This window comes from Anaeromicrobium sp., from assembly GCF_025210435.1.
In the GTDB taxonomy this organism is placed as follows: Bacteria; Bacillota; Clostridia; order Peptostreptococcales; family Thermotaleaceae; genus Anaeromicrobium.
Genome location: NZ_JAOART010000119.1, coordinates 26,520 through 51,961, shown reverse-complemented (window position 1 = coordinate 51,961; position 25,442 = coordinate 26,520). Strand labels below are relative to the sequence as shown.

Annotated in this window: 20 protein-coding genes; 8 read left to right on the top strand and 12 right to left on the bottom strand. The window is 31.6% G+C overall.

Annotated features, from left to right (window positions below):
* Positions 1-2 precede the first annotated feature (2 nt).
* From N4A57_RS14675 to N4A57_RS14660, 4 genes are all read left to right on the top strand, one after another.
* Entirely contained in the window at positions 3-158 is a 156-nt protein-coding gene (locus N4A57_RS14675) for a hypothetical protein (protein WP_293658748.1), read from the top strand.
* A 156-nt stretch (positions 159-314) separates the two neighbouring features.
* Positions 315-929, top strand: a complete 615-nt coding sequence (locus N4A57_RS14670) for a hypothetical protein (protein WP_293658747.1) — start codon at positions 315-317, stop codon at positions 927-929.
* 3 nt (positions 930-932) lie between these two features.
* Positions 933-1,835: a hypothetical protein gene (locus tag N4A57_RS14665; protein ID WP_293658746.1), complete on the top strand. Its 903-nt coding sequence runs from the start codon at positions 933-935 to the stop codon at positions 1,833-1,835.
* Positions 1,836-2,060: 225 nt separating this feature from the next.
* Positions 2,061-4,133, top strand: a complete 2,073-nt coding sequence (locus tag N4A57_RS14660) for a sigma 54-interacting transcriptional regulator (protein ID WP_293658745.1) — start codon at positions 2,061-2,063, stop codon at positions 4,131-4,133.
* A 125-nt stretch (positions 4,134-4,258) separates the two neighbouring features.
* Here N4A57_RS14660 and N4A57_RS14655 read toward each other — a convergent pair whose 3' ends face one another.
* Both N4A57_RS14655 and N4A57_RS14650 read right to left on the bottom strand, forming a co-directional pair.
* Positions 4,259-4,984, bottom strand: a complete 726-nt coding sequence (locus tag N4A57_RS14655; RefSeq protein ID WP_293658744.1) for an HAD family hydrolase — start codon at positions 4,982-4,984, stop codon at positions 4,259-4,261.
* Between the two features lie 448 nt (positions 4,985-5,432).
* The gene (locus N4A57_RS14650) at positions 5,433-6,041 is read right to left on the bottom strand and encodes an NUDIX hydrolase (protein ID WP_293658743.1); all 609 of its coding nucleotides are present in this window, start codon (positions 6,039-6,041) and stop codon (positions 5,433-5,435) included.
* Positions 6,042-6,120: 79 nt separating this feature from the next.
* On the opposite strand from N4A57_RS14650, the gene N4A57_RS14645 reads away from it, so the two are divergent.
* A complete protein-coding gene (locus N4A57_RS14645; RefSeq protein ID WP_293658742.1) occupies positions 6,121-6,363 on the top strand; it encodes a hypothetical protein in 243 nt (80 codons plus the stop codon).
* A gap of 64 nt (positions 6,364-6,427) precedes the next feature.
* On the opposite strand, the gene N4A57_RS14640 is transcribed toward N4A57_RS14645, so the two are convergent.
* The 4 genes from N4A57_RS14640 to N4A57_RS14625 form a co-directional block, all read right to left on the bottom strand.
* Entirely contained in the window at positions 6,428-7,555 is a 1,128-nt protein-coding gene (locus N4A57_RS14640; RefSeq protein ID WP_293658741.1) for a glycoside hydrolase family 3 N-terminal domain-containing protein, read from the bottom strand.
* A gap of 121 nt (positions 7,556-7,676) precedes the next feature.
* A complete protein-coding gene (locus N4A57_RS14635) occupies positions 7,677-8,036 on the bottom strand; it encodes a hypothetical protein (RefSeq protein WP_293658740.1) in 360 nt (119 codons plus the stop codon).
* A 16-nt stretch (positions 8,037-8,052) separates the two neighbouring features.
* Entirely contained in the window at positions 8,053-9,225 is a 1,173-nt protein-coding gene (locus tag N4A57_RS14630) for a cation:proton antiporter (protein WP_293658739.1), read from the bottom strand.
* 243 nt (positions 9,226-9,468) lie between these two features.
* Positions 9,469-10,944: a Na+/H+ antiporter NhaC family protein gene (locus N4A57_RS14625; RefSeq protein ID WP_293658738.1), complete on the bottom strand. Its 1,476-nt coding sequence runs from the start codon at positions 10,942-10,944 to the stop codon at positions 9,469-9,471.
* A 340-nt stretch (positions 10,945-11,284) separates the two neighbouring features.
* On the opposite strand from N4A57_RS14625, the gene N4A57_RS14620 reads away from it, so the two are divergent.
* The gene (locus tag N4A57_RS14620) at positions 11,285-11,746 is read left to right on the top strand and encodes a metal-dependent transcriptional regulator (protein WP_293658737.1); all 462 of its coding nucleotides are present in this window, start codon (positions 11,285-11,287) and stop codon (positions 11,744-11,746) included.
* A gap of 33 nt (positions 11,747-11,779) precedes the next feature.
* Here N4A57_RS14620 and N4A57_RS18530 read toward each other — a convergent pair whose 3' ends face one another.
* The 5 genes from N4A57_RS18530 to N4A57_RS14600 all read right to left on the bottom strand — a co-directional run bounded on the left by N4A57_RS18530 (position 11,780) and on the right by N4A57_RS14600 (position 17,313).
* A complete protein-coding gene (locus tag N4A57_RS18530; protein WP_442863863.1) occupies positions 11,780-13,183 on the bottom strand; it encodes a nucleoside recognition domain-containing protein in 1,404 nt (467 codons plus the stop codon).
* Positions 13,176-13,958 (bottom strand): FeoB small GTPase domain-containing protein, encoded by a 783-nt coding sequence (locus tag N4A57_RS18525; protein WP_330671530.1) that lies wholly within the window; start codon positions 13,956-13,958, stop codon positions 13,176-13,178. Before N4A57_RS18525 ends, N4A57_RS18530 begins: the two co-directional genes overlap by 8 nt.
* Before the next feature lie 19 nt (positions 13,959-13,977).
* Positions 13,978-14,217, bottom strand: coding sequence for a FeoA family protein (locus N4A57_RS14610; RefSeq protein WP_293658736.1), 240 nt, complete (start codon positions 14,215-14,217; stop codon positions 13,978-13,980).
* 151 nt (positions 14,218-14,368) lie between these two features.
* Positions 14,369-15,226, bottom strand: a complete 858-nt coding sequence (locus N4A57_RS14605; protein ID WP_293658735.1) for a mechanosensitive ion channel family protein — start codon at positions 15,224-15,226, stop codon at positions 14,369-14,371.
* Between the two features lie 161 nt (positions 15,227-15,387).
* Positions 15,388-17,313: a glutamine synthetase gene (locus tag N4A57_RS14600; protein WP_293658734.1), complete on the bottom strand. Its 1,926-nt coding sequence runs from the start codon at positions 17,311-17,313 to the stop codon at positions 15,388-15,390.
* Between the two features lie 490 nt (positions 17,314-17,803).
* Here N4A57_RS14600 and gltB point away from each other — a divergent pair, with 490 nt between their 5' ends.
* Positions 17,804-22,282 carry a glutamate synthase large subunit gene (gltB, locus tag N4A57_RS14595; protein ID WP_293658733.1) on the top strand — a complete coding sequence of 1,493 codons (4,479 nt, stop codon included), beginning with the start codon at positions 17,804-17,806 and terminating at the stop codon, positions 22,280-22,282.
* 69 nt (positions 22,283-22,351) lie between these two features.
* On the opposite strand, the gene ytvI is transcribed toward gltB, so the two are convergent.
* Complete coding sequence (gene ytvI / locus N4A57_RS14590) at positions 22,352-23,404, bottom strand: sporulation integral membrane protein YtvI (protein ID WP_293658732.1); 1,053 nt, start codon at positions 23,402-23,404, stop codon at positions 22,352-22,354.
* Between the two features lie 190 nt (positions 23,405-23,594).
* Between ytvI and N4A57_RS14585 the strand changes: the two genes are divergently transcribed.
* The gene (locus tag N4A57_RS14585; protein WP_293658731.1) at positions 23,595-25,166 is read left to right on the top strand and encodes a Na+/H+ antiporter NhaC family protein; all 1,572 of its coding nucleotides are present in this window, start codon (positions 23,595-23,597) and stop codon (positions 25,164-25,166) included.
* Positions 25,167-25,442 lie beyond the last annotated feature (276 nt).

Genomic DNA, 25,442 nt, shown 5'->3' with positions numbered 1-25,442 from the left:
CAATGAGTGAGACAAATGTATTGATACCAAAAAATTTTGAAGTAGAAGAAGCTTCTGAGTTTAGAGAAATATTGAATGATTTAATGAGGAAAGGTGAAAAAAAGTTTTATTTACAATTTTCAACTAGGAATGTGGTTGGGATGTTTTGTTATACATAAAAAAATAATGAAATATATGAAGGGATTTGAAATAAAACGTCAAATTATATAAGAGTAAAGTTAAATGTTTGTAAATAAGAAAGTTAATATGTTTACAAAGTATGAATAAATCGCTAGAATGTGGATGGCATACGATTTTTACAAAAGGAGTAGGTTATGGAACAAAAAAGCAAAATTATAAGTATATTAATAATATTTCTCTTTGTAAATATGGGAGGAGTATTAGGCCTATTTCTAGGCAATTCATTATTATTTAATGACTCTAATGCTCAAGAAGAAATTGTGGAAATAGTAGAAGATGTAGAAGAAGTTAAGGTAGAAGAAAAAATACAAGAAAAAATACAAGAAGAAATACAAGAAGAAGTAGTAGTCATAAGAGAAGAAGACGTGATAAAAGATAGAAAAAGAACTACGGTTGAAGGTGCTTTTGGAAACTGGAAGAATATAATTGAATATGTTAATAGTAAGAGCATATCCTTTGATGAAGGAGCAAAATACATAGGTGAAATAGCATCAGATAGGTATTTGAGTTTTCTTCCAGATGGTTATACAATACTTAGGCTGAATCATATTAAAAAGAATCCTAAAAAGGGAATATTAAAAGAAGTAAAATATGAAAATATAAATTATAGGGACGAAAAGGTAGCCTATGTAAATGTAGTAGAAGGATATGATAGCCTAAGTTATGCCTATGTACTAAAATTTGTGAAGGAAGATGGTTGGAATTTTGCAGGGCAAATAGAGCTTAAGGAAATGGCAATTGAGGAGTAATTAATGAAAAGAATTGGAATAATCGTATTAATATTTATAGTCTTAATTTCCAATGGTTTTGCCTATGGAAATGAAGATACTATTAGGATTGAAATTAAAGATGAGTATAATGAAGTAGAAAAGATAATAGGTAAAGATGTGAATTTAGATAGGATATATATTCCAATAGAAATTGAAAAGGGACAGATGGCAAAATTTAAAATAAACTTTAATAAAAGCATAGACCCTCAGAACTTATATTTTAATAAGGAAGATATGGTAGATAATCCTAATTTTTATGTACATATAAGACCAGATGAAGGTATGGTCATAATAGAGGCCTATGAAGTTGAAAAGGATTATGATTTAGTAATTGAGTATGAGGAATATTTCAAGAATAAATTAGGAAAAGAACCATTAGATGATAAAGGTCATATCCTAGAGCTTATTAAATATTATGAAGAAAAGAATTTTAAAGATTTCACAAAGAAACTAAAGGACCTACAATTAGATAGTAAAGACGAGGAAGATTTAAAATTAAAGTATATAGTAGAATATTATACTGGTAGGTTTTTTTATGAAATGAAAGATTATGAAAGGGCCATTGAAAACTTTAAAACAGGTTATATTATTGAAAATAGAAATATTTATTATAATATAATGGCTAACAAGGAACTTGGCAACATGGATAAGGTTTTAGAAGACTTTAAGAAAAGTCTTAGGGGAGATAAAAAAAGTGGCCTTTATATATGGGCTAAAAAAGAAATTAAAAATCTTCCCCAAATATATGAAGAAAAATTAATTGTTAAAGAAATAGATAAAAAACCTATGGAAAAAAAGAAATTTTCCTATAGAAGTTTTATATTAATGAATTCTGGTATATTTATATTATTTTTAGTAATTTATCATAATATAAAGAAATCTTAAAAAGCTGTGTCCTAGGACACAGCTTTTGGTGTTTAGGCAAATTCAAAATAAATTAGCCATTGTGCTGCTTAGTTGAAGTATTTTTCCATATGGCTAATAAAAGGATTTTGGTACTTATCATAATATTTGTAAAAATTGTGAAAAGATAAACGTAAAACAAAAGGAAGATAGATTATGATATAATTAAATAATCTTAATGGTTGTTGAAATTAAGGAGGCAAGCCAGTGAAAGTCAAGGATTATATAGATAAAGGAATTTGTTTAAACGAGCAAAATTTAAATGAAAATGTAATAAATATTTTTAAGGGAAGCGAAGAAGAATTTATTACTGTAACAGATGAAGAAAAGAAAGTGTTAGGTGTAATATTAAAAAATACCATATATGATATGTTAACAGATAATACACTTTCATTTGGCAGAATTGAAGATTGCATAATTTCTGATTTTAAAACTATTCAGGAAGATGATCCAGTAGAGAAAGCGATAAAGTATTTAAAAAATCCCATAATAGTAGTAGATAGATCTCAAAAGTATAGAGGGAAAATAAACACGAAAAATATTACAGAGGATTATTTAAGAACTCAACAATATTTGACTAATGAATTTAATGCCATAATAGATTCTACTTATAATGGAATATTGGCCATAAATAGGGACAAAGAAATTGTAGTTTGCAACGATTCGGCAGAAAATATACTAGGATTAGAAGGACAAAAAAATATAGGAAGAAACATACAAGAAGTACTACAAGAGTGTAGATTAGTAAAGGTTTTAGAAAGTGGAAAAGGGGCTTTAGGTAGGGAAAAGATCCTTAATGATAGGAATTTGAGTATAAACACTACTCCTGTTGTTAAGGAAGGAGTAGTTGTAGGAGCTGTTGCAATTTTTCAAGATATAAGTAATTTAAGGAAAGTTAAAAAGGCTTTAGAAGCAGAAAAGAATGCGACAGAAGTTCTTAGAAGTATTATAAATAATGCCTATGATGGTATTGTGGTAGTAAACAAGGATGGATACATTACCATGATGAATGAGCCTTATGCTCAATTTTTAGGAGTTGAGAGAAAAAAGGTAATAGGCAAACATGTTACAGATATAATAGAAGGCACCAGGGTCCATATAGTGGCAAAAACAGGTAAAGAAGAATTTGGCCAAATCCAAAAAATCAGGGATAAAAATGTGGTAGTTATGAGAACTCCTATACTAAAAGAGTCAAAGGTAATAGGTGCCATAGGAAAAATCCTTTTTAAAGATTTAAATGAGATAAATGTATTAGCCAGTAAGATCAGCCAGATAGAAAGGGAATTAAAATACTATAAAAATGCATTAAAGGAAGTTAGTGAAACAAAATATAGTTTTGACAATATTATAGGTAAAAGTAATAAGCTTACAGAAACCAAATATCTCGCCCAAAAGGCTAGCCATACCAGCTCTAATGTATTAATAAGGGGAGAAAGTGGTACGGGAAAGGAATTATTTGCCCATGCTATCCATAAATCTAGTAAGAGGAATATGGGACCTTTTATAAAAGTAAATTGTGCTGCCATACCTGATGAACTTTTAGAATCAGAGCTATTTGGATATGAGGAAGGGGCATTTACTGGAGCCAAAAAGGGTGGTAAAATAGGTAAATTCGAATTAGCCAATGGAGGAAGTATATTTTTAGATGAAATAGGAGATATGCCACAAAGTATGCAGGCTAAACTTCTTCGGGTTCTTCAAGAAAAGGAAGTGGAACGAGTTGGAGGTACTAAGAGTATTAAATTAGATGTAAGAATTGTAGCTGCAACTAATAGGGATTTAGAAGAAATGGTAAAGAATAATCAATTTAGAGAAGATTTATATTATAGGTTAAATGTTATGAGTATAAATGTTCCTCCTTTAAGGGATAGGATTGAAGATTTAGATCATCTGGTTAAATACCTTCTACTTAAATTATCTAAAAGAGTAGGAAACTATGTGTCTGGAATTTCTAATGAAGCTATGAAATGGTTAAACACATATTCTTGGCCTGGGAATGTTAGAGAATTAGAAAATGTATTAGAAAGGGCCATAAATCTAGTAGATTATGGAAAGAAGATTGGTATAGAAAATTTGCCAATGCATATTACTAATATGGATAGTGGTTCTAATATAATTAAAGATGATAAACCCCTTAGAAAGATTTTAGATGAAGCTGAAAAGGAAGCCATATTAAAGTGTCTAAAAAAAGTAGGGGGGAATAGGACTAAAGCAGCCAAAATACTGGATATAAGTAGATCGAGTCTTTATGAAAAATTATGGAGATATGGAATAAATTAGAAAAAAACATGTATAACAGAAGGAATTGGACTTTAAGTGTAGAATCTCTTTAATATGAGAAGAGAACTCCTCTTTTTAAGTTCGAATTGCAAAATTGGGCCTTCAATTGGCCCAAATTTTTTTGCTCAATAAAAGGTAGTTACAGATGGATCAATTTCATATATAACATCTTTTCTTTCAACAATTAATTTTATCTTCTTAGATAAATCCTCATCAGATTTAATATTAGTGAGTAATTCCTTTGTTGGATTTATGGCTATGGGATTACCAACCATTTTAAACATGGAATAATCTCCATTTGTATCTCCATAGGAATAACTTTTAGATAAATCTATGTTATATTTTTTGGTGAAATCTAAAATTGCATTCCTTTTATTATCCGCATCCCACATTTGATTTATTTCACCTGTGAAATTACCCTTATGATCAACTACATAGTTTGTTCCCCTATAATCTGTGGCATAATACTTTTGAGCCATTTTAGAAACTAAATATTCAGGACTTCCTGATATAAATATTATTTTATGACCTTCCTTCCTATGCCAATCAATACGAGATCTAGTATATCTATATACCCTATCTCCCTTTAACTTTATTACCTGATTAGATATAAACTCCATATGATCTTGGTTTAAACCTTTCATGGAAGTTAAGTATATATTGGCGATTTCTAGGAGATAATCATCGTAGTTTCCTTGTCTTTTATCCCAATTAGAGTAGGTTTCTTTAGCATGGGTGTGCCATAGGGAAGCATCTATTACTTCATATTTTAATAATTTTTTAAAGTGTTCTACCATTAATGAATCTCTATATAATGTGCCATCTATGTCTAAAAAAGCTCCAACATTCATAACATTCCTCCTTGTTGATTTCATTTATTCAAATAATTTAAAGATCATTTTTAAAACTATAAGAACTCATTTGGTTTAATTTCATAATATGCTATAGGGTATAAATTTAATACATTTTTTCATAAATTTATGGGAAGAAAAGGTCCTTTTATTAATGTTACCCAAAATTCACAATAATTAAATTCATTTTGTGAAAAATATATAGATTTTGTATTCATAAACTTGCTTTATTTGAGCCTACTTCAGGAAAATATATTGAAAATTTTTTCCATTGAAGTCCTTGTCACAAGCGAAAGTGTGAATCTTAGTAGATAGGTTCATGGCTCATGTTCAAATAGCATAGGATGTTGTGACGTTCCTCAATTTCAAAAATTTTCAATATATTTTCCCTTGTAGGCAAGTTACTGTATAAAGAAAACTTAGTGCTACGAAATTTATACCACTAAAATTATTTGATTATATCTATAAAATTTTTAATGATTTTAGCTGTGATTCCCCAAATTATATGTTCGTTATACTTATAGAAGTAAACAGGGTATGTGCCAACTCTCCAATTGTAATCCCTTCCTCCTGAGATGAGATGGTGGGGGAATTGTTCATCTGTGTAAACTTTTATGTGGGTATTATAAGTATCTGGATTCTTATCTAGGAAAAACTTTAATGGAACACTAAATATACTAGATACTTCATCCTTGCTATAGGAAATATGTTCAATATTTTCATTGATTTTACCACAAAATGGGTAAATAGTTAAATTATAAGGAAGAACTAATGTGTCTAACTTTCCAATTAAATCTATAGAATCCATAGGAATATTTAGTTCTTCTCTTGTTTCTCTAAGGGCACATTCCTTATAAGACTCATTTTTTTCAACCTTTCCACCAGGGAAACATATTTCATTGGGCTGTACTTTTAAGTTACTAGATCTTACTTCAAAGAGGACATGGAGCCTGTTATCCACTTCTATAAGGGGGATTAAAACAGAAAATTCCCTATGAATGCCCTCTATTTTAGGGGGGCTGTTTTCAACCCTATTAATTATTTCATTTAAATCCATATTGTCACCTTCTTCATGTATAAAAATGTCATGTTCATGTTAATAATATCATAAAAAGTGTATAGAGGAGGATAAAAATATGGACAATTTAAGTGTGCTTAGTATACATGTGGATCATCGCACAGATTCAGCACCAAGGGTACAGGAAATTTTAACTGAAAATGGAGATATGATTGTAGGTAGGTTTGGTATTCATGATCCTGAGGAGGTTAACCATGGTTTGATAACCTTAAATCTAAGGGGAGATATGAATAGAATAAATACTATGATGAATGAATTAAGTGGTTTAGATGGTATAAAAACTAATCATATGAATGTTTAATAATAAAGGGGAAGTAACTATATATAGTTACTTCCCCTTTATTATTACCTAAAAAAATTACTTATTATAATTTGCTTTTTTCCTTTATAATCCTGTAAAGGGATTCATTCAATCGTTCTTCAGATATGATTCCCTTTTCTAGGCCTTCTTTTATGGCATTTAAAGCTAAATTTTTTTTATTGATGGTATGACATACTAAAAACATATCTATGCCACTATTAAAGGATCTTACAATGGCCCTTTTATATTCATCATCATTAGAAGCATAGCCTATCATTTCCGTATCATCTGTTATGGCTATTCCACTGAAGTTAAGTTTATCTCTTAGGATATTATTAACTATAATACTAGATTGGCTTGCAGGTAAATTACTAGAATCTATATTAGGAAGACTTATATGACCAACCATTATTACATTTAATCCCTTGTCTATTAAATTTTTAAATGGAAGAATATCCTTTTTAAATAATTCCTTTTCATCATAATATACATATGGCAAATTCTTATGGGAGTCCACTAGGGTGTTTCCATGGCCTGGAAAGTGCTTTCCTACAGGGATGATACCTTCATCAATTAAACCTCTGTAAAAGGCCTCACCGTGCCTAGAAACAATAGAAGAAGAGCCTCCAAAGGTCCTATTATATAGTAATGTATTTTTAGTATTACTAACCATATCTAAAACGGGTGCAAAATCCATATTTATTCCCACTTCTTTAAGAGCAAAACCTATTTTTGATCCAGTTTTATAAGTTTCATCAGTATTATCTAGAATACCCAATTGCCTATGGGATTTAAATTTAACATTAGGAATTCTAGAAACAGTGCCACCTTCTTCATCTATGGAGAAAAAGAGGGGAAGGGTATTTGTATTAGCTTCTTTTAATATATTAACACTATTTTTTAGTTGAGTAGCAGTATCCACGTTTCTTTGGAAAAATATAATTCCCCCTATATTATCCTTTTCTACAAAGGATAATATTTCCTCACTAGGAGATAGACCATCATATCCAAATATAAATAACTGACCAATTTTTTCGTCCATAGTCATTTTATTTAATATTTCCAAGTTAGGATCTGTTTTAACATGCTCCTGTTTTTCTCGTTTATTATCTATAATAATTTTATCTTCAGATTTAAAAGTACAACTAATTAGTGCCATGCTCACTACCAATAAAAATATTATTTTTCTCATGATAAATCTCCTTTTAACATATTATCCTATTTACCAGAAGTAGGTCCATATAAATAAAAACAATAGACTAGTAGTAATAGTTTACCACTAGTCCATTGTTTTAACAATTTAAATTATTTTCTTATTCATTTGCCTCTAAAAGAGATGTCTTAGATCCTTGGCAATATAAAACAGGAACCACAAACATGAATCCAACACCAGGTTGATGGATTTGATCAAGTAAATGACTAACCTCTTTAACTGCCTTATCAAGAGTCTCCTTTTCCTTAATAACACTAATTATAGTTTTATTATAAGGTTTGTGTCCATCTACTAATTTTCTTATACTAGAAAAGATGGGAACATCAATTTCATGTTCTAATAATACCTTTCCCATGCCCACGCTATCTATTGTGGTAGCACCAACTCCCAGGTCATAAAAAATATTATGAACCTTATTTAACTTACTTACATCATTAAGTATTAAAAAAAGTGCATACATGGTAATCACCCCTTTTTCATATGTTAGCTTCTTTAGCTTTAATTATAGCATTTTTTGTGGCTAATGGTCCTATAATTTCCGTGATTATAGTAGTAGCTAATAAAATAGTTATTACTAAAGAACCCAAAGGAGAACCATCAAACTCCCTACTAACAACTATTGCAAGTCCTACTGCAACCCCAACTTGTGATAATAAACCATAACCAATATATTTTTTTACCACATTAGAAGCATTAGATAATGTACCTCCAAGGCAAGCACCACCTATTTTACCTATCATTCTAAATACTAAATAAGCTACTCCTAAGTATCCTATACTAGGAATTAAAGAAATATTAAGTCTTGCACCAGCTAAGGTGAAGAATATGGCCACTATTGGAGGAGCAAACCCTTCAATAGATTCAAAAGCACGTCTACTATTAGTAGTAATATTAGTTAGCATAATACCTAAAGACATACAAGATAGTAGTGGTGATAAATGATACCTAGTGGCAATGCCAACCATTAATAAAAGGCACCCTACAATAAATGGTAATAATTCTGTACTTCTTTTAGATATTTTAATAAGAAATGCTAAAGCTATTCCTAAAACTCCGCCCACTAGTATAGATAAGGAAATCTCCATTAGAGGGTGTACTAATACCTTGTATAGGGTTAAGGATTCATGATTAATAAATACCTTTGCCACAGATGAGGCAACGGCATAAATCATAAGACAGATGGCATCATCAATGGCTACCACTCCTAAAAGTGTACTAGTAAGTGGACCCCTTGCATTATACTCTTTAAGAACCATTACTGTGGCAGCAGGTGCTGTAGCAGATGAAACAGCTCCTAAAATTAAGGCTACAGGAATATCCCTTGTTATGAAATATGCCATACTTCCAACTAATAAAAATGCACCAAAGGCTTCGCAAAATGCTATTATAAAAATTGATTTTCCTAGCTTTTTTATTACGGATAAGTTAAGTTCACTACCGATATTAAAGGCTATAATTCCTAGAGCAAAATCACTTATGAAAGATAATTTATCTATTACTTCTCCAGTTACAATCTTAAAACCAGAAGTACCAAGTAAAAGCCCAGCAATAATATAGCCTGCTACAGCGGGAACTTTAAACTTATTCATTAGCTTACCTAATAGAATTCCAAAAATAATTGCTAAACCAGATACCATAAATAAGTTCATAATACATGCCTCCTTAATCAGATTTAAAATAACAAATACTATACTACTCCTCTTGGTAGCGTATGTAAAATGTCATTTTTCCTAATAGGAACATAAAAAAAACTAATTAAATTTGAATTTCTAAAATTTCTTCACAATTCTTACTCAATCTCACTATTTCATCATTTTGCTAACTAAAACATAATATTGAGTAAAAAAATAAAAAAAATAAGCATTAGGAAATTCCTAATGCTTATTAAATAACTAGTTTGCTTTTTTTGAAACACCCTTATTAGCGTATTTCTTTAATTTAACCTGTGGCTCCGCTGGTAATCCAAATAATGGAACAAGTCTGTCTAATCCTGTTAAAGTTAAAACAAGGATTGAAATTACAGCTACCATAGCCATGAAGTTATATCTAATAATATCTATTGGTGCAAATTCATATAATGGATAAACTGCAGATGCAATACCTACATAGAATCCAATGTATACGTGCCATGGAATTAACTGAGATCCAAATACACCAAGTGCATCTCCAAAAGTAGCATTTCTAAGTCTTAATTTGTACATATCTTCTTCACTAGCTTCAACGTTATCATCTGTTAAAGATTTTAAGATAGGTCCAATAGTTACTATTTGAGCCATTTCATCTGCTAAAGCTGCATTTCCTAAAATAGATAATATACCATTTGCAAACATAAGCTGTCTTACACTTCTTACAGATCTAGAGATTCCGTTAGATAATGGTTGGAATGCTTTGATTTTAGCCATGATACCACCAAATGCTGCTACCCACATCATCATAACAATTACCCAACTACCAGCACCTTCAAAACCTGCATACATTAAATCTAAGAATTCAGATACATTTCCTATAGTTCCAGCCATTAAACCGAATACTAAAGAAGAAATAATTCCAAGTCCTAGACAAGCAAGAGTTGGTAAACCTTTGATTGCTACTACTAAAACTAATAGTAGTGGAATGATCATATAAGTTGGAACACCATCTTGTACTTGGTTAAGTAGAGTTACTGCAGAAGCTCTCTTTTCTGCTAGTACTTCCCACACTTCTTGTGGAATTTCTTTGATTGCATCAGCTGCATTAGCTGTAGTATCAGGTAGTCCCATAGCTATACTAGCACCGAATATTAAGCATCCAGCTACTACTAAACATAATAAGGACCATACCCCTTGATGCTTGATTCTGTGGATAACTTCAACACGTTGGATACCTGAACTTACAACTGTAGTATCAGAAATAAGTCCAATATTATCACCAAAACAAGCTCCACCAGCAATAGATGCTACAGTAAGTAAAACGTTACCATCAACTATGTGGTTTAACCATAAGAAGATTGGAGCACACGCTGCGAAGGTTCCCCACGAAGTACCCGTAGCAACAGATAATATAGAAGTTACTATAAAACCAGTTACTGCTACTGTTTTTGCAGTCATACCTAAACCTAATGCAAGGTTTATGATAGAAGCACCCACACCCGTTGCCATAAATGCTTCAGCCATTGCGTAAGCTGCCATTAAAATAAAGAATACCAATTGCATCTCCTTAACATTTTCAACTGCACAGTCAACTATTTCCTCGAATTTCAATCTTTCACAAATTACTGCTATTATGGCTGCATATACTGTAGACAAAGGTGCCGCAAGTAATGCATCCATACCAGAAATCATTAATCCAGCCATAACAAAGACTGGCGAAATTTTTAATAATGCCATCATTTAAAAAAGTCCCCCTCAAAAAAATTTTTCTTTAAAAAAAGATATTTTGATTTGTTAAAAAAATGTTTAAATCTGTTAAAAAGGTGTGTTTTAAAAAGATGAAATATGTCGACTGGTATCCTTCACAACCCATTATAGCATGTTTTATTAAAATTTAAAATATATAATTCATTAATAAGTATAGACTTATTTAAATATTGTTACTAAAATCACAAAATATTAGGATGTAGGCTTTTTAAAGGTATGACTTTATCATTTGAAAGTAAATTAAAGTATATGACAAAAGAATAATAAGTCACATATGGATTTGCATATACATATATGGAGGGGAGGGGGACAAATGTTATCACCCAGTTTAGAAGATTATTTAGAAGAAATATATAATTTATCTAAAATTAATAGGTTAATTAGAGTTAGAGACATAGGAAATAGATTAAACGTATCTTCTCCATCTGTAGTAAAGGCTCTAATAAAACTTAATAAGGAAGGTTATGTGAAATATAAGAAGTATCATGAAATCCTATTGACAAAAAAAGGGGAACGATTAGGGGCCTTATTAGTTAGGAGGAATAAAATATTGCAAGAATTTTTAGAAGTTATAAATAGTAATTGTAATAAGGAAAAGGAAGCAGAATCAATGGAACACTATTTATCATCTCCTACTATTAAATCTATAGAAAACCTTGTAGAATTTATGAGAGAAGAAAGGGAGGTAACTGAAAAATTTAAAAGATATTGTGATAGTGTAGGTGAATTTCACTGGAGCGAAGAAATAGATAAAAATGCTGAAATAAAGGAATAAAATAAAAGTTGAATCATTATGATTCAACTTTTATTAGAATATGAGATGAGCAATTTGAGTTACTATGAAGCAAGTCCCTATAGCTATACTGGTAGGAATTAGGGCAGCCACCATAGTCCATTTCATACTACCGCATTCCTTTTTCATGGTCCAAAGGGTAGTGCCACAGGGGAAATGGAGTAGGGAAAATAGCATAACATTTAAGGCTGTAAGTGTAGTCCAACCATTAGATTTAAATAAATCTCCCATGGCCTTTAGACTATCTAATTCTAACATGGCTCCCTCTGACATGTAGCTCATAATAAGTATTGGAAGAACTATTTCATTGGCTGGAAGACCTAAAATAAATGCCATCAATATAAATCCATCTAGACCTATTAATTTTCCAAAGGGATCTAAATATGATGCAGATAGGGCGAGAATACTTTGGTCTCCCACATTCACATTGGCCAAAATCCAAGTTATAAAACCTGCTGGTATGGCCACAACTATAGCCCTTGATAAAACAAATATGGTTCTATCTATAATAGATGTATATACTATACGTCCTATCTTAGGTTTTCTGTAAGAGGGCAATTCTAGGGTAAAAGAAGATGGAATTCCCTTGAGCATGGTTTTAGACAAGGACCAGGATACTAAGAGGGTAATTAAAATTCCAATTACAACTAAAAAAGCTACAAAGAATGATGCAAATAGGGAACTGTAAGAACTTGAAACTAGGGCACCTATAAATATGGTAGAAATCATAATGAGTGTGGGAAATCTACCGTTGCATGGAACGAAGTTATTAGTTATCATGGCTATTAATCTTTCACGAGGTGAGTCTATTATTCTGCAAGCTATTATACCTGCTGCATTACAACCAAATCCCATACTCATGGTAAGGGCCTGTTTTCCATGGGCGCCAGCCTTTTTAAATAAACGGTCTAGGTTAAAGGCAACTCTAGGTAAATATCCCAAATCTTCTAATAGGGTAAAACAAGGGAAGAATATGGCCATTGGAGGCAACATTACAGAAATAACCCAGGCTAAGGTTCTGTATACACCTAATACTAAAATTCCATGGAGCCAACTTGGTGAATTAAAATACATAAATATACTTGTAAGTTTATCTTCTATGGAGAAAAACATATGAGCAAGCATGGAAGAAGGTACGTTAGCTCCTGCTATAGTAAGCCAGAATATTAAGCCTAATAAAATGAACATTATGGGATAACCTGTAAACTTAGAAGTAAATAAATTATCTAATCGCGTATCTAACATATATTGTTTAGAAGTGTTTTTGGATACTGCTACCTTTGATATTTCTTCTGCTTTGTGATAGATACTTTCAACCATGTCATCACGAAGATCTTCCTTATTTAAATCCATATCATTTTGAAGACACTGGAAAATCTTACATTGATTCTTACAATTTTTACACTTGAAATTATCCACTACAGCTTACCTCCTTATAATTTTCACAATGTAATAATAAAAAGTTCATAATGGAATCTAATATTTTTTTGTCTCCCTCAAGAACTTTCAAAGAAACCCAGCGTGGGTTTAACAAATCACCTACCATTTTTTGAACTTCAGGTAATAGTTCACATATGGCATCTTCCACTTCCTTAGTATAAACAACAGAAACAGGGTTAGATTTTATGGTACCCTTACAAAGGGATAATATGGTTTTTTTTAAATCACCAAGTCCCTCACCCTTTGAAGCAGTAGTAGGGACTACAGGGATGCCTAGGGATTTTTCAAGGGATTTTATATCTATGTTAATTCCCTTTCTAAAGGCTTCGTCCATTAGGTTTAAGCACAATATTACATTGTCAGTAAGTTCGTTAATTTGTAATGTTAAATTAAGATTTCTTTCTAAACAGGTGGCATCTGCCACTATTACAGTTACATCAGGTTTTCCAAAACATATGAAATCCCTTGCTATTTCTTCCTCGGCTGAATTAGACATTAAGGAGTATGTTCCTGGCAAATCCACCAGGGTAAAACTTGTATTTTCATAAGAATAGATTCCTCTAGCATTAGAAACTGTCTTTCCAGGCCAATTTCCCGTATGTTGATTAAGGCCAGTTAAAGCATTAAAAACTGTACTTTTTCCCACATTAGGATTCCCTGCTAAAGCTATTATGAAACCGTCATTATTGGAAAAATGGATATTAAATTGATCTTCTAATAAATTGTGTCCAGTAGACTCTCGAGTAAGGCCCATTTTCAACACTCCCTTCTAGTTATATTAACCTTACTAATATTTGAGAAGATTCCTCTTTTCTAAGGGCTATAATAGCACCTCTAATGTTATATGCTATGGGACCGCCTAGAGGACTTTTTCTAATGGCTTCCACATAGGAACCAGGAATAAGGCCTAAATCAAGCATTCTTCTTCTTGTAATACCCACGCATAATAGAGATACTACTTTGCATTTATTTCCAGGCTGTAACTTAGAAAGTTTTATTTCATTATTATCCATAGGATTCCTCCTTTAAAATCAATAAGATTAGATGGGGCTAACATATTAGCCTTATCTAATCTTATATTATGGGAAAAATTAAAATAAGGTTACAGTTTTTCATTGACTAAATATATTTTATCAATAAAAAACCGTAACCCTATAAAAAGAGCTAAATAGTGGTTTTATCATATGGATGTAATCTAGGATAAGCTATCCTAACTCCATTTTCGTTAAATGTTTTTAGTATATGTTCATAAGTTCTATTTCTCATGGACCATTGTTCTTCTGGGTGGACTATACCCATAACTAGGTATTTAGCGCCTCCTATGGTGCCATCTAATGAAACTATTCCATATAGATGAAACTCACAATAGGGAATATTTCCTACTTTATATAGTTTATCATTATAGGTTTCATTTACATGAGTACATACATCCTTTAAAAGGTTAGATACCTTTTCTTGATTTTCTTCAAAGGGAACTACTATTTCTAATATTACCCTAGCCTGTTCCTTATAATAATTTTTTAATGTTTTAATTTCTCCATTAGGTATGTATATTTTTTTTAAATAAAAATCCCTTATGGCCGTAGTCCTAAGACCAATATCTTCCACAGTTCCCATGTAAAGGTCATTTATATTAACCACATCTCCTATGGTCATTTGTTTTTCAAATAATATAAAAAAGCCATTTATAATATCCTTTATGAGACTTTGAGCTCCTAAACCAGCTATGACTGTTATTATACCTGCACTAGTTAATATGGTAGATTTCTGAATAATTCCAAATTCGCTTAAAATATTTAAAATGGCAATGGATAAAATAAAGTAGGCAGCTAAAGAGTCCACAATACTTTTTACTGTTTTTTCCTTTTGTTCATTGAAATTAGTTATTTTTATTAATTTTTCAGTCAAAAACATGACTAATTTTAATAATAAAAAAGAAACTACCAATATTAAAAGGGAGTTTATAAATGGTTTAATATCTGTAGTTGTATAGAATTCTTTTATAATATTTGAAATTTCCATATGAATACCTTCCTTAATTAATAGAAAACCTATTTCTTAAATATTAGGTTGTGCAACATGGTCAAATCATATTCGGTGTTTATAGAAGAAGAGTTTAGAAATTAATAAATTTTAGATATATAATGAAAAGGATGCCCTAGGGCATCCTTTTCATTATATATCTAAAATAAGTTTCTCTTATATAATAAGTATAATTCTCTTAGTTCGTCCATTTTACTTCTCATTTCTATTTGTAATTCTGATGCCGTATCAAAATCATTTCTATCTATAGAATCTCTTAATTTAGTAAATAGACATTTTTTGTTTAATCTATCCTTCATTAAGGAATATCTTAAATAATTGATTTGTTCCCAATTAACTAAATCTAAGTCTGTAGCATATTCTCCATTGTGTGTTTTAGCACACTTTCTTACAAAGGTTACATTGTGAGGAATGATCCTATTATAAAGTTCTGTAGTCCATTGGCTTAAAATGGCTTCTTTATATGAATTTAAGAGAGCTTCATTAAATACGCCTCCAGATAAAAGAACTTCTTTTTTATTTTCACAACTTTCAAATCCTTGTATGTTTTCCCAAACTGTTTTAGGAGGAATTCCAAATAACTTATTTCTTTCTTCTTCTGTGTAATCGTCAAATACATCCTTTTCACTTCTATATGCACGGCCCTTTTCAAGGTAAAAACCTTCAGCATCTGCTGGTTTTGAAAGTTCCTTTAATAATTCATCACAAGTTTTATCATTCTCTAAAGCACATTTAATACCATCTAACATGGACTGATACATGGAAGCTAATACTAAATATGTGTTACTAGTTGGGTTTGGTGCACGAAGCTCAAATCTAGTAGCTAAAGGATTAGTCATATCTCTAATTAAACCGATTAATATGGTTCTATTACGAGATGGGATTTCTGGTGTATGTCCTAGTGATGATACTATACATATTGGAGCTTCAAATCCTGGCTTTAATCTATTTAAAGCGTCGTTTGTAGCTGTGACAAAAGGATTTATTACTTCGTAATTCTTAAGGATACCCATTAGAGAACCATATCCTACTGGACTCATAAAATCAGAAGTCATATCCTTTGGCGAGAATAGGTTCTTAATAGTTCCATCCTTTAATTTTAGGGCAACACCCACATGGGTATGTTCCCCATTTCCAGCTACACCTTCAACGGGTTTTGCCATGAATGTAACATCTAAATTATTATACATAAATACATCTTTAATAATGTCTCTAGATAAAAGTTCATTATCAGCAGCTTGCATAGATGTGGAATACTTCCAATCTATTTCTAATTGCTCCATAACGTGTGAGAATCTACCGTCTCCTGTAAGTTGAGCTTTAACTCCACCCACTTCTTTATGTCCCATCTCTGCTTCTAGTCCATAGTAATCTAAGAATAATAGGGATTGTTCCATGGCAGTACGAACAGGTCCAATAGTACGTTTCCAATACTGTTCCTTTAAAACTTGAGATGTGGATAATTGTTCTACATCAGCCCTATCATCAGGAGTCTTTACCCAAAATTCTAATTCTGTGGCAGCTGTAAGTACTAGTTTATCCACCTCTTCGAAGGAAGATACACCTATGTTTTCTAAAGCATAGGGATGCTTTTTTAGTAAATCTAGTAGACTTGATTTAAAGTGTTCCATAGATTTTTCAAGGATGGAACGAGAGTCTACCCTTTGGCTGTTGTGGACTAGGAAAGATGGAATTCTAAGAGTTCCCACAGGTAGATTTGTATCAGAGTCTATGTGACTAAAATTATAATCTACAAACCAGTTAACATTTAAATCGGGAATAATATCTACTTTAGCATTGTTTAGAGTGGCAATTTCAGGTAATACAACACTAGAACCGTCCGTTTGAACACCATTTACTAGGAAGTTATCTAGATCATCTAAAAATGCAATTGCAGGAATTTTTTCGTCAGTAGCATTTCCTCCTAGATCAATTCCCATTAAAGATACGAACTTTATCTGAGGGTTAGCTTTTAATAATGTGGAAAGCTGTTCCTTTGAATGGTCCTTTGGTTCTATTAAGAATAATAGATTATTAACATTGGAAGTAATTGAATCTTTTGTCACAATATCACCTCATTTATTTATTTTGTAATCCATGAAAAGTAGTAAAATTCCCATGGTTAAGTATTAGCAAAAGTTTTATAAAATCCATAGTAATAGTTTTATTACAAGGACTTTTATATTATGCATAATTAGGTTTTAAATAGTGTATGGACACATGAACAATCATGTTGGAAATTTTAAATTTGTTCATATATTTATACAACTATATAGCGAACATTATAACATGATGTGGGAATAATGTAAATAGCAACAAAAAAGCAAGTTGAAAGCCTGAAAGTTGCAAAAAACAAAAAGGAAATCGTTATCACTACATTTATTATTAATAAAAAAATTTTAGCAATAATAAAAGTCCATGAAAAATCTATAAAACTAGAAAAAAATATGAGTTGATTAAAAATAAAAGAAGTGATATAATCTCTCACTATACAGTCAAATTGTCAGAAAAATGAATTAATTTAAAATAAAAATTTCAAAAAAGGGGAGAGGCAGAATGTGGAAATATGGATTGCCAAATAAACAGGGATTATATAATCCATATATGGAAAAAGATAGTTGTGGAGTAGGATTTATAGCTAACCTAAAGGGTCATAAAAGTTACAAAATACTGGAAGATTCCTTAGAATTATTAAAGAACTTAAAACATAGGGGAGCTGTAGGTGCAGATGAAAAAACAGGAGATGGTTCTGGAATAATGATTCAAATTCCCCATGAATTTCTTATAGAAGAGACAAAAAAGATCGGCATAGAATTACCAGAGGAAGGTAAATATGCAGTAGGAATGATATTTTTACCAAGGCAACCTAATGGGAAGTTATTTTGTGAGGGTGTATATGAAAGGGTTATAAGGGAAGAAGGGCAAGGTTTTATTGGATGGAGAGAAGTTCCCATTGATGAAGGTGTATGTGGAGAATTGGCCGTTGCTACTAGGCCTTGTATAAGGCAGATTTTTATTGAAAGGAAAGGGATAGGACAGGATGAATTTAATAGGAAGTTATTGATAATAAGAAAGCGTGTAAGAAAAATAATATTAGATTCTAAGAAAAATTATATGGAAAATTTCTATACGTGCAGTCTATCTACTAAAACCATAATATATAAGGGTCAGATTTTAGGACATAAATTGGACCAATTCTATTTAGATTTAAGGAATAAGAAAATGGCAACGGCCATGGCCATAGTTCATGAAAGATACAGTACTAATACTTTTCCTTCCTGGAAGTTGGCTCAACCCTTTAGATATTTAGCCCATAATGGTGAAATAAATACTATTAGAGGAAATATAAACCACATGAATGCTAGAGAAGGGGTACTAAAATCAAAAACATTTGGAGATGACATAGAGAAGATTTTTCCAATAATAGAAGGTGGTGGTAGTGATTCGGCTGCCCTTGACAACGCCCTTGAATTTTTCATTGCTAATAACCACCCTATTGAAGATGTGATGATGATGCTCATACCAGAAGCTTGGCAAAATGATAAAAGTATGGACTTTGGGAAAAGGGGTTTTTATGAATATTTTGCAAGGTTAATGGAAGGATGGGACGGTCCTGCCACCATATCCTTTACAGATGGAAGGAAAATAGGAATTATATTAGATAAAAATGGTCTAAGGCCAGCTAGATATATAATAACTAAAGACAATCGTATAATTATGGCATCAGAAGTGGGTGCCATAAAAGTATTAGATGAAAATGTAGAAAAAAAGGGAAGGATTGAACCTGGTAAGATATTATTACTAGACACTATAGAAGGAAGAGTTATACCTGATGAGGAGATAAAATACAAGGCAGTGAGAAATTGGTCCTATAGTAAATGGGTAAATGACAATAGGGTAAATCTACATGAAATTAAAAAGCCCTATGAAATAAAGAGAATGCGTATAGAGACCCTGTTGTTAAAACAAAATATATTCGGTTATACGAAGGAGGAAATGGATAAAGTAATAAAATATATGATTGAAAATGGCAAAGAACCTATAGGTAGCATGGCTATAGATATTCCATTGGCAGTATTGTCTAAGAAAAATCAATTATTGTTTGATTATTTTAAACAGTCCTTTGCCCAGGTAACAAATCCTCCAATAGATCCTATAAGAGAAAAGAATGTAATGTCATTAATTCAGTTTATAGGAAGTCATGGTATTTATGTGGACGAAATAGAATTAGATAAGAATTATAAGTATATTTATTTAAAAGAACCATTACTTGACAATAAATGTATGGAAGATATAAGGCATTTAAATGACCATAACTTCAGATCCATAACTATTCCAATAACCTTTGAAATAGATAAGGAAAATGGATTAAAGGAGGCCCTAGATCATCTTCGCAAGAGGGCAGAAGAAAGTGTTATAGAAGGATACAATATTATCATATTAAGTGATAGATCCATAGGTAGATTTAATGGTCCTATTCCTAGTTTATTGGCATTAGGAGCAGTACACCATCATCTACTTAAAAATAAGTTAAGAACTTCTACAGATATAATTATGGAAGTGGGAGATGCTAGAAATGTAATGGATATGGCCCTACTAATAGGATATGGGGCTAAAGCCATTAACCCATATATGGTATATGATACCATAAGAAATTTAGTTGAAAACAGTAGTGAAATAGATAATGTAGATAGCTTAGAGGAAGGATTTAAAAATTATAGTAAGGCCATATCAAAGGGCCTATTAAAGATACTATCAAGGGTAGGCATATCTACACTACAAAGTTATAATGGAGCTCAGATATTTCAGTGTGTAGGTATTAATCAAGAGGTGGTAGATGAATACTTTACTAACACACCATGGGTATTATCAGGTATAGGACTAGATAAAATAAGAGAGGATGTAGTAAAAAGGCACGTAAGGTCCTATGAGAAGTTTGGAAAGGATTATGAAGAGTTAGAAATAGGAGGAGAACTATCCTATTCTCCTGATGGTGAACATCACATGATTACTCCCATAATGGTGAAAAGGTTAAGAAGGGCATGTATAGACAATGATTACTACACATATAAGGGGTATGCCAAAGAGGTTAATGAAGAAAATGAAAAAATAGGAGCCATTCGTTCTTTGTTTAAGTTTAAAGAAACTAATTCTATTTCTATTGATGAAGTGGAAAGTGTAGATGACATAGTGAGAAGATTTACCATATCGGGTATGTCCTTTGGTTCTTTGAGTAAAAGGGCCCATGAGACCATAGGAGCAGCCATGAACAAAATAGGAGGCACTAGCAATTGTGGAGAAGGTGGAGAAGAATCAGACAGATATTATACGGATTTAAGAAGTGCTGTGAAACAAGTGTCAACGGCTAGGTTTGGAGTAACAGCCAACTATCTTTCTAATTGTGAGGAGATTCAAATTAAAATGGCACAGGGAGCTAAGCCTGGAGAAGGTGGCCATTTACCTGGAAATAAGGTCACATCACAGGTGGCAAAGGTACGTAATTGTATAAGTGGAATTGACCTAATATCTCCTCCTCCCCATCATGATATATATTCTATAGAGGATTTAGCCCAATTAATATTTGATTTAAAAAATGTAAATACCAAAGCACGTATAGGTGTAAAATTAGTATCTCAAATAGGAATAGGAACTGTGGCAGCAGGTGTTGCTAAGGCTTTTTCAGATGTAATAATGATAAGTGGAGGAGATGGTGGAACAGGAGCGTCTCCCATAAGTTCTATGAAGTATGTAGGTCTTCCATGGGAGTTAGGCCTAGCGGAGGCTCAGCAGACTTTACTATTAAATGATTTAAGGAGTAGAGTAGTTCTTCAGGTAGATGGAAAAATAAGAACTGGAAGGGATATAGTAATAGCTGCCCTTTTAGGAGCGGAGGAATATGGATTTGGAACTACTGCCCTTATAGCCATGGGATGTGTAATGTGTAGACAATGTCATTTAAATAAATGTCCAATGGGAATCGCAACCCAAGATGAGAAATTGGCACATAAATTTAAAGGGAAAGAAAAACATATAATTAATTATTTAAGATTTGTAGCTAAAGAGATTAGAGAGATAATGGCTCAGTTAGGATTTAAAAAGTTAGATCACATGATTGGGCGAGTGGATTTATTAGAAATAAGAAATGTTTCCATGGATAAAATTAAGGATTTAGATTTAACACCAATACTATATAAGCCAGAACTTCCTTCTAGAATTGTAGGAAAAAACATAATGAAGCAAAAGCATAAAATAAATGAAGTTTTAGATAAAAGGATAATAGATTTAGGAAAGGATGCCATAGGACAGGGCAAAAAGGTTGAAGGTGAATTTAATATTAAGAATACGGATAGATCTGTAGGAGCCATGCTAAGTGGTATTATTGCAAAAGAATATGGAGATAAGGGTTTAAAAGAAGATACTATTAATATTAGGTTTAAAGGGTCAGCAGGTCAAAGTTTTGGAGCCTTTGGTATGAATGGTATTACTTTCATACTAGAAGGAGATGCTAATGACTATGTGGCAAAGGGTCTATGTGGTGCCAAAATCATTATTAAACCACCAAGGAAATGCACATTTATTCCAGAGGATAATATGATTGCAGGCAATACCATATTATATGGGGCCACGTGTGGTCAGGTTTTTATAAACGGTATAGTAGGTCAAAGATTTGCCGTTAGAAATAGTGGTGCTACGGCTGTAGTTGAAGGAGTAGGGAATCATGCTTGTGAGTATATGACAGGAGGGGTTGTAGTTATATTAGGCCCTATAGGTAATAATTTTGGTGCGGGTATGAGTGGTGGTATAGCTTATGTTTTAGATGAAAATAATAATGTAGAAGATAAGTATAACGATGAAATGGTAGAGGTTAAAAATTTAAATGATAAAGATAGGGATAAATTAAAAGACCTGATAAAATTCCACCATGATTACACAAAAAGTCCTAAGGCAAAGAGTATTATGGATAATTGGGAAATTAATGTGGAAAAATTCAAGAAGATAGTATGTCCAGTATACGAAAAATTAATAGAAGAATAATTAAAATAGGAAGTAAGGCATATTCAAAAAATAAATTAGTCATTTCACTGGTTATTTGAATATGCCTAATTAATTACTTCCTATTTTATATAGGTTCACAAAAACTACAGCAATGATAGGTCCTAGAATTAAGCCTATTATGCCTAATAACTTAAGGCCCATATACATACTTATTAAAGTAATTAAAGGATATATACCCATTTGATTTCCTAAGATTTTAGGTTCTAAAAATTGCCTTATTAAAACTATAAATAAGTATAGGCATAGGATTCCAACCCCTATTTTAGTATGACCAATCAAAAAGTAATAGGTGCATAGGGGAAGATAAACGCTACCTACTCCTATTATTGGGAGAAGGTCTACTAGACATGCTAAAAAAGCTATCAAAATAAAATAATCAATTTCCATTAAAAATAGACCTATAAAACTTTCTAAAAAGGTGAGGGTTATGAGTATGAATTGGGCCTTTGTATAACCTATAAAGGCATAGATTAAAGAGTTTTTTAATTGAAGACCCTTTACTTTGTAATGGTTATTAATTTTTTTGAAGAAAAAATCTTCTAATGCTTTTTTGTCCTTACTAATAAAGAAGGTGGATATGATGGTTACTAGTAAGAATAATATGAAGTTAGGGATTTTAGATATTATTCCTAAAAATGAAGAAATGGCCTTAGTGATTACTACTGATAAATTTTTTATTATAATGTATAATCCGTTATTAATAGATTGAGAAATATTAGGAGGTAATTTGGCATAAATATTATGAATTCTTTTATTAAAATTTATAATATGATATTGGATATTTTCTCCATAAAGGGGTAGGTTCACAGATAATTTGTTTAACTCCATTATTATGATACTTCCTATTAATAAAATAATAGTAAAAGTTCCTATTAAAAAAATAAATAATATAATAAAAACTGATAAGCTTCGACGTAATCTTAAATTTCTAGACAAAAAATCTACAATTGGTTCAATGAAATAGGATAGGATAAGGGCAAAGACAAAGGGGAGGATGCACGAAATAAGTGATGCTGAAAAAAAATAAAGTATCATGCCTATTCCAAGGGTTAAAAGTATTTTAACTCCATAAGTAAAGTATTTATTATTAAAATATTCCATATTACTCCCTCCAGATGAAGATAGATAAATATATGTAATTATATGTAGACAATGATGAAAATAATACAAACAATTAAATCTGTACATGGCCTTTAACTGTGATATAATATAAATGGGAATATTTATAAAATACTGAATATTAAAAAAGAAAGGAGAGTACGTTCAAAAAATATTATAGGGGGGTTATCTTATGGAAGGTGGATTTGGTATATTGACTTTAGTGCCACCATTGGTAGCTATAGTATTATGCTTTCTAACTAAAAGGGTATTAGTATCTTTATTCATGGGAATTTTGGCAGGTGGAATCATTATGAAGGGGGGGAATCCATTTACTGGAATAGAGTATTCCCTAGATGCAATCGTTGGTTCCATAACTGATGATTGGAATGCAAGATTATTATTATTTAACTTACTTATGGGTTCAGGGGTAGCATTTATTTGGAAACTTGGAGGTAGCAGGGCTTTAACTAAATGGGCTAAAGAAAGAATTAAGTCTAGAAAGGCAGCAGGTGTAGGAGCATGGGCTCTTGGAGTTATAGTATTTTTTAATGATTATGTAAATGCTGCTATGGTTGGTGGCGTATTTAGAGATATATGTGATGAAAACAGAATCTCTTCAGAGAGATTATCTTACATACTGGATTCAACGGCAGCACCAGTGGCTACCCTATTTTTATCTGACTGGATTGCTTTTCAGATATCTATGGTACAATCAGGTTTAGATGCTGCTAGTATAACTGATGCTTCAGCTTTTTCCGTATACATTGGAAGTATACCTTATAATATCTATTGCATATTGTCAGTATTCTTTGTTCTCATATTAATATTAACAGGAAAAGATTATGGACCTATGCTTAAAGCAGAACATAGAACCATGTCAACGGGTAAATTAGTTAGAGATGGTGGAGCTCCTATGATGGACGTAAGTTATGAACTAGGAGAACCTAAAGAAAATCCTAAGGCAACACTTAGTACTTTCTTTGTTCCGCTAATAGCTTTAGTTGGTGTTACTTTGTTTGGATTTTGGTGGACTGGAAGACCAGGTGAAAGCTTAATGGAGATACTAGGAAATACAGATGCTGCTAAAGCCCTTTTATGGGGAGCTTTTGCTATGACTTTAACGGGTATATTCATGTCACTTAGTAGTAAGCTTATGGATTTGAAGGAAACTATGGATACTTTCTTAGATGGATTTAAGTTAATGTTATTAGCTTGTGGAATATTAGTCCTTGCCTGGTCTTTAGGATCTGTAACTGGAGATATGAAACTAGCTGATTATATAATAACCTTAATAGGTGGAAATATGCCTTTATGGTTATTACCAATAGTTATATTCGCCTTTGGTATGGTAATTTCTTTTGCAACAGGAACTTCTTGGGGAACTATGACCATATTAACTCCTATAGCAGTACCACTTGCATACAAGATGACAGGAGATATAACAATTGTTTCTGCCATGGCGGGAGTAGTATTCTCAGGAGCAATATTTGGAGATCATTGTTCACCAATTTCAGATACAACTGTACTTGCCTCCATATTCTCAGGGGCAGACCATATAGACCATGTTACAACTCAGATACCATATGCCATAACAGTGGCAGCCGTTTCAGTAGTAATGTATTTATTATATGGAATAGTTGGAATAGGTCCTGTCATATTATTACCACTTGGCATGGTTATTCTATACTTTGTAATGAACATATTATCTAATTATTCAAGTAAAAAGTATGGTATTGATTCAATAACTAAGAAAGCTTTATAAATTAATTGAGGAGTGGCTAAGGCTACTCCTTTTAATATGCCTAAATGACTAGATTATATCTACGCATTTTTTTCTTTCTATAATCATATATATGATTAGGCATTCTAATGGGCATATGGAAAATTTAGATAGAATGGGTGGTCTTATGTTGAAGAAAAAAAAACACGAAAATATTTCTTTTAGTAGCATTTTTCAATACTTCTTAATATTTTTATCTTCTTTTTTTCTTTTTATAATTTCTGAATATATTTTTAGAGGAAGTATAAACAAAACCTT